Below are 9,438 nucleotides of genomic sequence, written 5' to 3' on the forward strand. Positions count from 1 at the left end.
TCCTTCGTCGGTTTGGTTACTTTTGCACCTCAAAAGTAACGAAGAGAATTGGTATCCGTGAACTCCTTCGTCAGTTTGGTTACTTTTGGGCTTCAAAAGTAACAAAGAGAATTGGTATCCGTGAACTCCTTCGTCGGTTTGATTACTTTTGCGCCTCAAAAGTAACAGAAAGCTTATTCACTTTCTTCGCTAGCAACAGGTGCGAAACCAGCCCCATTACCGCAAAACTTGCCCCTACTGTACATACTCCTGCCCAACCGGCAAATCCCCAAGCCTGTGCCGCCAGCCATGATCCGAAAGAACCTCCGATAAAGTAAGTCACCATATAAACCGTATTCAACCTACTTGTTGCAGGTGTTTTGATGGCGAAATAATCGGATTGGTTCATGATATGTGAAGATTGCAAGCCCAGATCGATCATGATAATGCCGATCACCAAGCCCAAATAGGTATTCCCCATAAAATAGGTAAAGAACCAACTAAAAAGTAGGATAAATAGAGAAACCGTAATAATTTTATGCCTAGACCAAACTCGATTTAATCTCCCAACAAAAGCTGCTCCTAATGCTCCTGCTGCTCCAATCAAGCCAAATGTACCCGCCACGGATGGACCGACCTCAAAGGGTGGCTCTTCCAAATGAAAGGCTAAAGTGGTAAATACTGCACATAAAGAAGCGAAACTAACCGCACCTCTGAACGATGCTAATTGCAGGATAGGTTCTGATTTTGCCAGATTCCAAACAGACTTCATTAAGGAAGAATAATTCCCCTTGAAGTTAGGCTTCATTTCCGGCAACATACGGTATACAAAGATCCATGAAATCAACATCAGGACTGCGGCTCCATAGTAAATACTGCGCCAGCCCCAAATATCGCCTACTATACCGCCGATAAACCTGGAGAGTAAAATTCCCATCAACAAGCCTGACATCACCATGCCGATATTATGGGACCTATTCTCTTCATTAGACAGGTCCGCAACCATGGGTACAAATAACTGTGGTATAACGGAGGTACATCCTATCACGAAACTCGCCATGGAAATCATCCATAACTCTTTGGACATGGCCATCCAAAGCAAGGCTAAGAAAACAAATACCAGATCAATAAGTATCAACCGCTTTCTGAACAGCTTATCACCTAATGGAATGATCATCAATAATCCAAAGGCATAACCAAGCTGGGTCAAGACGGTAATCTTACTGATTGTGGATTCAGGAACCTCAAATTCTGATGCCATCTCTGCCAATAAAGGCTGATTATAATAATTATTCGCTACAACAACCCCTGATACGATTGTCATGAGCCATAACAGGGATTTTGAAAGTATAGGATTTCCGCTTTTTTCCATAGATTCTATTAATATCGTAAATCTAAAGAATCTACCCTTGGTTTGGATTTAAAACTTAAAATTTATAAATCCCATTTGAGTATACCTTCAATTATTTAAGGAACAACCCCATTTCCTTTAGCATATCCCACAGAAACCCCTTGCATCCTAATAAAGCTGTGACCCCTCAAGCGTTCAGGAAAATCCGACAAGGGTCGTCGCCTATGCCTAATTCATGGGGACCTGACAAACAAAAGGATTTTTTGACAGTCTAGATTTCCCGAAATCCATGACAATTTGGCTATTATTTTAACTATTATCAGTTGAAGAAATTTGCTATGGTCTGAGGATTGTTTGTTAATTGTCATTAAAAAATCTGGTAAATAATTTAAACTATCTGTATTTCAATGCCTTATTGATTAGTTGAAAAAAATAGTTGCTTAAACATCTAAACCATCAAACAAGTTGGTACAGAGATTGACTATTTGACCATATATGACAATAAAGTCAAACAATTAATATTGAAATCATGAAAAAATTATTACTTACATTATCTGCTGTAGCAGTATTAGGATTAGCAGCAAATGCACAAACTGAAAAAGGTAAATTTATGCTAGGTGGCCAAGTTACCTACCAAGGTCATTCTTTTAAAGATTCAGACACAAAATCAAATGAATTTAGCATTATCCCTAATGTGGGTTACTTTGTAGCAGATAATATCGCTGTAGGTACTGGTATTGGTTACTCTTGGAATGAACGCCAAAATGGTCCTGACACAAAAAATAACTTTTCTTCTTTTGTAGTTGCTCCATTTGGAAGAATGTACAGTAACAATGAAGGTCCTGTAAAATTCTTCGGTCAATTGTCCGTTCCTATGTCATGGGGTACTGAAAAATTAAATGGTGATAAAACAAGTACTACGGCAAACTATGGTGTGGAATTAGCTCCTGGTGTGGCTTACTTCCCTACTTCAAACTTAGGTATTGAATTTAAAGTAAAAGGTTTGTTCTACAACAATGGTTCTTCAACTGATGAAGCTACTGATGTAAAATCTACAGTAAATACATATGGATTGAACGTAAATTCATTGGCTCCAACTGTTGGTGTTACTTTTCACTTTTAATCGAAAATAATTATCATAGATAAAGGGATTGCCTGCTTAGGCAATCCCTTTATTGATTACAGACCATTCTAATCAAGACCTATTTGTCCATCCAGATGGGCAATGCAAATTGTTTCAATAGGTTGGCCAATTTCACTTCTTCTATCTCCGTTTTCTTTACCCAACGGATTTCCCTAAGTTCCGCATGTGGTTCTATCTTTTCAAATTGATCCACAAAATCACATTGAAAAACATAGCCACGGACCGTTTTCCCCTGTTCATTGACTGCTTGTGCTTCATGCACACCTAGGAGCTTACAGTGCTGCTCATTTAGGTTGATATGCAGTTCTTCGTGCAGTTCCCGGATCAAACTATCCACTGGCCGCTCTTCTCCTTCAATCTTACCGCCCGGAAGCTGATAATAGCTGGATCCATTCTTTTGGACGGTCAATAACTCGTCCTGTTTGTTAATGATAACTCCAACGGCAATGGTGATGTAGTTATTTAGCTTCATTTGATGAATTTGAGAATTAATTTCCAAATTTCCGAAATAATGGAATGATTTTTAGTATTCAATAGGTTGATATTGAAGTTAATCCTATTTTTGCATCAAAAATAGATTACAATCCACTAAAAAACACCAAACTAGCGAATGAAACATTACTTTTTCTGGTCCTTACTGTTTGCTTTACTAATCGTTGCATCCTGTAAGAACTCGTCAAAAACCACTAGTGCTGCTGAGAAAAGAAAGCAAGATTCCATAGAAAGAGTTAAAAAAGCTCAAGAAGAAGCGGAAAGAGCAGAAAGGGAAAGACCTCGCACTGCAGCTGACATCAAACTGGAAAAAGATCTACAATACGATAAACACTCTTTAGAGGAAACCTATCCTTACAAGGATACCACACGCCAATTCCAGATTGAAAAGATCAAGGAAAAATTGGCATTCATTGAAAATTTCCAAAGGGCTCCCCATCAGTATGGCGTCCTTCAAAACTATAAGAACCGCAATGGCGAAGCCGCCGTCGTGGAAAACTTTGTCCGAAATGCCTATAAACGTGTTTCCGACACCTTAGGCACCGAAAAATATCAGTCTGCACCGCTATACCAAGCGGAAGACAGTAAAAAACCTTCCATTTACGGCCGTGATGGATCCTTGGTAAGCCTGGAAAGTGCCGACACCTTAAAGATGGTCAAGGTCAATGGAATCTCTTTTGAAGGCACTTGGTTTGTTCCGAAAAGATATGTTAAATCTATCGGTGATTCCCTGAAAATTACCCATGTCAACATTGTGGATGTTACAAACCAAAATATTATGACCGTGGAAAGAACGGGCGAAAATGAATGGAAAATCCGCAGTATGAACCCTGCCACATCGGGTCAGCACAACCCACCCCACCAGATGGAAACACCGGTTGGAATCTTTATGGTCCAAGAACAGAAACCAAAAATGTTCTATTACGGCGATGGGACGACGACCATTGAAGGATTTGCGCCATATGCGTCCCGATTCACCAATGGAGGCTATATCCATGGTGTGCCGGTCAATAATCCCAAAGGGAAAATCGTGGAGTATTCATGGTCATTGGGTACGACACCAAGGTCACATATGTGTGTCAGAAACGCGTCATCTCATGCCAAGTTTGTTTACGACACGTCAAAACCCTTTAAATCCCTGGTGGTTGTAATAGACTAAAACCTTATTTAACACTTTGATTGTCATATTTTTCCTAGCTTTGTAAAAAGAGACTAGGAAAATGTGCTTATGAATAAACTATTGCTTATTTCATTATGGGCTATTGCGACCTCCACAATGTCAGGAGACCTAAACATCAATCCGCAAGTAAATGCTCCTAAAGAAATCACACAGACAAAAGTAGAAGTAGTAAAAGATCCAGTTAAAGAATTATATGATGAAATGAAACTGCAAGGGATCATTAAATGGGACGCCTTCGAGCAAGCTATGCAAGGTTACCAGCAATTGAACCCGAAGAACAGGAACATCATGACCATCATTGATTTCACCTTGCCTTCAACCGACAAAAGAATGTATGTTCTGGACATGAAAGCTAAAAAGCTTTTATATCACAACATTGTTTCCCATGGGAGAAACAGCGGTGAAAAATTTGCAAAATCTTTTTCTAACAAACACGGATCTTTCCAAAGTTCACTAGGGTTCTACTACGCTGAAGAAACCTATTACGGCGGAAATGGATTCTCATTGCGCCTGGATGGACTTGAAAAAGGAATCAATGATCAAGCAAGACCTAGAGCCATCGTGGTTCATGGAGCTGATTATTGCAGTACAGATATCATTAAATCAACCGGTAGATTGGGAAGAAGCTACGGCTGCCCTGCCCTACCTCGCGAATTGACCAAACCGATCATCAATACGATCAAAGGTGGAAGTCTGATGTATATCTATGCCGGAAACAAAGAATATCTGGCGTCTACAAAATTTGTAAAGAAACATCCTTTGGAACCAACCTCTACCCTGATTGCCACACAGCATGATGAAGAAACAGGTAAATCTAAAACTGTTCTGAATTAAGTATTTAGTACTAAGTACTTAGTATTTAGACGGAGGTTCCGATAAAAGATAAAGATCATGGATCCGGTTATTGAAACTGGGGTTCATGATCTTTTTTTTGATTACATTGTTTGAAACATGGAATAACGGTAAAATTTCCTAGCTTCGGGTAATGACCATGCAATGCTATTCTGGAAAATATAGCATGATTCCTTCAACAAGGAATTTCAATAATATTTTGAATTCAAATCAACCTACCAAAAGGCCTTTTTTTTGGATAGGATTTTGGCTAAAGGACCCACCTTATTCGAGACATATTCGAGAATCATTCGGGAATCTACTGGATTGAATTGGGAATTGATCCCTAACATATTTTCAATTTTCCGAATGTGTCTCGAACAAGACCAAACTGAGATCAAGATAATAAGCACGAAAAAGGCCATGATAAAATCATGGCCTTTAAATTTTAATATTTTTATAATTCAGACTAGCTGCTAAAGTATGCTCTTACATTCTTTCCTTCCATCCAGTTCATGAAGGCACGGTTTACAACCTTGTTCCCTCCCGGCGTAGGATAGTTACCAGAGAAGTACCAGTCACCTTTGTGGTTTGGACAGGCAATATGCAAATTATCCAACGTTTGGAATATCACTTCCAACTCTGCGTTCAGGTTATGGGGCTTCACGATCCTGGAGATCTCTTGCGAGATTTGATCATCGGTAAAAGGCTCATAGATTGCCTTTACATAGTTTTCAACCTGATCTTTCGGCATCGTCGTCGAAGCCAAACATTTTTGATAGACCTCATCAATGATGTGGGCCAATCCATTCTTGCGCAATAAGGCGATTGCTGCCTCAAATGCAACGAACTCTGACATCCTGGACATATCGATACCATAACAGTCCGGATAACGGATCTGAGGGGCTGAAGAAACGATCACGATCTTTTTAGGATGTAGACGGTCCAGAATGGTTAGGATACTCTGTTTTAAGGTCGTTCCCCTTACTATGGAGTCATCGATGGCAACGATGGTATCTTCATGGTCATTTACGATACCGTAAGTTGTATCGTAGACATGTTGTACCATATCTTGGCGATCAGCATCCTGCGTGATAAAGGTACGGAGTTTGGCATCTTTCACGTTCAATTTCTCGAAACGAGGTTTCAGATCCAATACTTCATTCAGTTCTTCATCCGAGATTTTATCCGTGCGGTTCAAAAGTACCTCTTTCTGGCAATCTCTGACATGCTGGTTGATTCCTTCCATCATACCGTAGTAAGATACTTCGGCAGTATTCGGGATGAAAGAGAATACCGTATTCTTGATATCGTTGTTGATGCCCTTCAATACTTGGGGGATCAATAATTTACCTAGGGATTTACGTTCCTGATAGATATCAGCATCTGACCCTCTGGAGAAATAGATCCTCTCGAACGAACAGGACATTTGTTCTACGGGTTGTCTGAACATTTCTTCAGTTACCGTTCCGTCTTTTTTAGCGATCAAGGCATGGCCTGGTTTGATCTCTTTGACAGCGGTCAAAGGAATATTGAAAGCTGTTTGTATTACTGGTCTTTCCGAAGCCACGACCAACACTTCATCGTCTTGGTAGTAGAATGCTGGACGGATACCAGCGGGGTCACGCATGACGAAAGCATCCCCATGTCCAAAAATTCCGGCGATGGTATAGCCACCATCCCAAGTCTTTGCTGAACGGGTCAATATCTTGGCAACATCGATGTTTTTCGCAATCTGGGCGGAAATCTCAATATTGGAATAACCGTCCTGTTTGAATTTATCGAAAAGCTTTTGGTTTTCTTCATCTAGAAAGTGACCGATTTTTTCCAGTACCGTAACCGTATCCGCTTGTTCCTTAGGGTGCTGTCCGAGATCGTACAGTTGCTGCAACAGTTCATCTACATTGGTCATGTTGAAGTTCCCTGCTACAACGAGATTTCTGGACATCCAGTTGTTCTGTCTAAGGAATGGATGACAGCTTTCAATACTGTTTTTACCATGTGTGCCGTAACGCAAATGGCCTAATAACACTTCGCCCGTGAAGCTCACATTGTCTTTCAACCATTGGGTGTCCTTGGACTCCTCAGGATAAGCTTTGTTAACCGCAGCGAACTTCTTCTGAACGTATTCGAAGATTTCGGCAACTGCCGAAGACCCCATGGCCCTGTACCTTGAAATATAACGGTTACCAGGCTTGACGTCGAACTTAATCGTCGCAATACCCGCTCCATCCTGGCCTCTATTGTGCTGCTTCTCCATAAGAAGGTACAATTTGTTGATGCCGTAATAGGGCGTACCGTATTTTTCTTGATAATAAGATAGGGGTTTTAGTAGTCGGATTAGTGCGATACCGCACTCGTGTTTTATAGCGTCACTCATATCTTGAATTGATGGCACAAAGGTACGGAATTTTGAAAAAATATCAGATACATCTTAATGTAAAAAATATTTCACGTTAGGATAGACAGAAGACATAAGACAAGAGAACTGGAAATTGAGAACTGGGTACTGGGGTGGGAATTCGGTATTGGTACTGGAGTGGGAATTGGTTAATGGTACCTAAGAATTGAGAACAGAAAGATGAGCAAAAATGCTAAAGGTTAAAAGGAGGCTATTTATTTTCTTTCTTCATTGATAGGCAGAGTCTCAACCGTAGGGCTGAGCTGGGCGATGCCCCGCTCCTATCCAATTATGGGTTAACAACTTTTGCAGTCGTGTATTCGATGAATTTTTCACGTCTTGAAACAAACTCAGCTTTTTCTATGCGTTGCCAAGTCATATAGCTATTGACCATGATACCGTCCGAAAGAATCGGTTCTACGGATTTTAAGTACAGGATATCACCTTCAAAATCGATCTTGCGCTCCTGGAATTGACCTTCCCAATTCGGGAATGAAGAGGTCGTAATGGAATATTGAACAATCGCATTGTTATTGTCAATCTTGTATGAACCTGCAAAAGCGATAAAACCTTTGACCTGTTCTTGGATTTCCTTTTCGTTCGCTAAATAGCGGTCATCCGAGGCATATTGACTGCGCTCTGAACTTGATATCTGGACTGACATAAAGCCATCAGCTCCATACATTAATAATCCCTTTGGAGATTGGCCCATCGGGAATATTGAATCTGCACCTTTAATAGGTACTTCTATATAGGATAGTAGTTGCCATGTGCCTACTAATTCATTTTTCAATGTTGTCATTTAGGGGTTATTGTTTGCCATTATAACGGCGATTCTTCATTAATAGTTTGTAACATTCCTTATATAGATATTTCTGTGACAAACGAAACATCTGTATATTCGGTAAACAAGTTTTAGACCAACATTGGTCCATAAAAAACAAGAAAAGCTTAATCCCTTGAATATGAACATGAATTGTTATTGTGGTTCTGAAAATAATTATGAAGATTGTTGCAAAACTGTACATCTTGACTTAAAAAATGCCGAATCAGCCGAGCAACTGATGCGGGCAAGATACAGTGCTTTCTGCCTATCCTTGGTCGATTTTCTGTATAATTCCTTCCACCCCAACAGCAGAAGGTTCCAGAAAAAGACCGAAATTGAACAGTGGAGCAAGGAAAATAAATGGGAAGGATTGGAAATCATAAAAGCCACCGAAAACACCGTAGAATTTATGGCCTTTTATATGGATCCCTTCGGTGAAAAACAGCGGCACCATGAAAAATCCAGGTTCCAAAAACTGCAGGGGACTTGGTATTATGTCGATGGCCGAATAGTTGGCTAAACATTATTATGGTTTTTGAGGGTTTTGGATTTTATTGGAATTTAGTAAATTAGTAAATAACTAAATATTTAAACTATGGGAAAGTTTGTAATTTCAACTAGGAAGAATGGGGAATTCCAGTTCAACCTAAAAGCTGCAAATGGGCAGGTCATCCTAAGCAGTGAAGGTTATACCACTAAGGCAGCTTGCGAAAACGGAATACAGTCCGTTAAGAAAAATTCGCAAGACAGTTCAAAATTTGACAAGTTAACAGCAAAGAACGGTAAGTTTTACTTCAACCTAAAAGCTGCCAACGGTCAGATCATCGGAACTAGCGAAATGTATGAAAGCGAAGCTGGCCGCAGCAACGGCATCAAATCAATCCAAGAGAACGCTCCTGACGCAAGTATTGACGATACAACAGTTTAATATTCGAAAATATTACCACTATGGAGAGCCACATTGATTGTGGCTTTTTTTTGTGAACAGATATCCGCATGCTGTCCATCTCTCCAACAAAGGAATGAGTTGAGGGATAAAGGGCTTCCTCCGGAAGGTGGATTTCTGTTTTAAAAAACAATTGGAAGGGGTGAGATATTTTTCTGTAAATTTCCTCGTTACTTTTGAAACCCAAAAGTAACCAAACCGACGAAGGAGCTCACGGATACCAATTCTCTTCATTACTTTTGAAGCCCAAAAGTAACCAAACCGACGAAGGAGCTCACGGATACCAAA

Annotated in this window: 10 protein-coding genes; 5 read left to right on the forward strand and 5 right to left on the reverse strand. The window is 40.1% G+C overall.

The window, feature by feature from the left end; all coding sequences use genetic code 11:
- Positions 1–142: 142 nt before the first annotated feature.
- Entirely contained in the window at positions 143–1,303 is a 1,161-nt protein-coding gene (locus RT138_RS18740; RefSeq protein WP_313191886.1) for an MFS transporter, read from the reverse strand.
- Between the two features lie 556 nt (positions 1,304–1,859).
- Here RT138_RS18740 and RT138_RS18745 point away from each other — a divergent pair.
- Positions 1,860–2,453 carry an outer membrane beta-barrel protein gene (locus RT138_RS18745; RefSeq protein ID WP_313191887.1) on the forward strand — a complete coding sequence of 198 codons (594 nt, stop codon included), beginning with the start codon at positions 1,860–1,862 and terminating at the stop codon, positions 2,451–2,453.
- Between the two features lie 79 nt (positions 2,454–2,532).
- Here RT138_RS18745 and RT138_RS18750 read toward each other — a convergent pair whose 3' ends face one another.
- Complete coding sequence (locus tag RT138_RS18750; protein ID WP_313191888.1) at positions 2,533–2,946, reverse strand: NUDIX domain-containing protein; 414 nt, start codon at positions 2,944–2,946, stop codon at positions 2,533–2,535.
- Between the two features lie 138 nt (positions 2,947–3,084).
- On the opposite strand from RT138_RS18750, the gene RT138_RS18755 reads away from it, so the two are divergent.
- Positions 3,085–4,125 carry a L,D-transpeptidase gene (locus RT138_RS18755; RefSeq protein ID WP_254527894.1) on the forward strand — a complete coding sequence of 347 codons (1,041 nt, stop codon included), beginning with the start codon at positions 3,085–3,087 and terminating at the stop codon, positions 4,123–4,125.
- Positions 4,126–4,194: 69 nt separating this feature from the next.
- The gene (locus tag RT138_RS18760; RefSeq protein ID WP_237219580.1) at positions 4,195–4,980 is read left to right on the forward strand and encodes a murein L,D-transpeptidase catalytic domain family protein; all 786 of its coding nucleotides are present in this window, start codon (positions 4,195–4,197) and stop codon (positions 4,978–4,980) included.
- Positions 4,981–5,446: 466 nt separating this feature from the next.
- Here the strand turns inward: RT138_RS18760 and RT138_RS18765 are convergent, their stop codons facing one another.
- Both RT138_RS18765 and RT138_RS18770 read right to left on the reverse strand, forming a co-directional pair.
- The gene (locus RT138_RS18765; protein ID WP_313191889.1) at positions 5,447–7,357 is read right to left on the reverse strand and encodes an amidophosphoribosyltransferase; all 1,911 of its coding nucleotides are present in this window, start codon (positions 7,355–7,357) and stop codon (positions 5,447–5,449) included.
- A gap of 310 nt (positions 7,358–7,667) precedes the next feature.
- A complete protein-coding gene (locus RT138_RS18770; protein WP_313191890.1) occupies positions 7,668–8,180 on the reverse strand; it encodes a lipocalin-like domain-containing protein in 513 nt (170 codons plus the stop codon).
- A 163-nt stretch (positions 8,181–8,343) separates the two neighbouring features.
- Here RT138_RS18770 and RT138_RS18775 point away from each other — a divergent pair, with 163 nt between their 5' ends.
- Both RT138_RS18775 and RT138_RS18780 read left to right on the forward strand, forming a co-directional pair.
- Positions 8,344–8,724, forward strand: a complete 381-nt coding sequence (locus tag RT138_RS18775; protein WP_313191891.1) for a YchJ family metal-binding protein — start codon at positions 8,344–8,346, stop codon at positions 8,722–8,724.
- 75 nt (positions 8,725–8,799) lie between these two features.
- Entirely contained in the window at positions 8,800–9,132 is a 333-nt protein-coding gene (locus tag RT138_RS18780; RefSeq protein WP_185214268.1) for a YegP family protein, read from the forward strand.
- An 18-nt stretch (positions 9,133–9,150) separates the two neighbouring features.
- Here the strand turns inward: RT138_RS18780 and RT138_RS18785 are convergent.
- Positions 9,151–9,438 (reverse strand): hypothetical protein (locus RT138_RS18785; RefSeq protein ID WP_313191892.1); only part of this gene is annotated, 288 nt, incomplete at its 5' end.

Origin of the sequence: Sphingobacterium sp., assembly GCF_032065005.1 — a bacterium.
GTDB lineage: Bacteria > Bacteroidota > Bacteroidia > Sphingobacteriales > Sphingobacteriaceae > Sphingobacterium.

What these genes read in the sequence shown, in the direction of transcription:
- RT138_RS18765 (WP_313191889.1), bottom strand. Translation starts at nt 7,357, where the DNA reads ATGAGTGACGCTATAAAACACGAGTGCGGTATCGCACTAATCCGACTA.
- RT138_RS18750 (WP_313191888.1), bottom strand. Translation starts at nt 2,946, where the DNA reads ATGAAGCTAAATAACTACATCACCATTGCCGTTGGAGTTATCATTAAC.
- RT138_RS18780 (WP_185214268.1), top strand. Translation starts at nt 8,800, where the DNA reads ATGGGAAAGTTTGTAATTTCAACTAGGAAGAATGGGGAATTCCAGTTC.
- RT138_RS18770 (WP_313191890.1), bottom strand. Translation starts at nt 8,180, where the DNA reads ATGACAACATTGAAAAATGAATTAGTAGGCACATGGCAACTACTATCC.
- RT138_RS18775 (WP_313191891.1), top strand. Translation starts at nt 8,344, where the DNA reads ATGAACATGAATTGTTATTGTGGTTCTGAAAATAATTATGAAGATTGT.
- RT138_RS18740 (WP_313191886.1), bottom strand. Translation starts at nt 1,303, where the DNA reads ATGACAATCGTATCAGGGGTTGTTGTAGCGAATAATTATTATAATCAG.
- RT138_RS18760 (WP_237219580.1), top strand. Translation starts at nt 4,195, where the DNA reads ATGAATAAACTATTGCTTATTTCATTATGGGCTATTGCGACCTCCACA.
- RT138_RS18745 (WP_313191887.1), top strand. Translation starts at nt 1,860, where the DNA reads ATGAAAAAATTATTACTTACATTATCTGCTGTAGCAGTATTAGGATTA.
- RT138_RS18755 (WP_254527894.1), top strand. Translation starts at nt 3,085, where the DNA reads ATGAAACATTACTTTTTCTGGTCCTTACTGTTTGCTTTACTAATCGTT.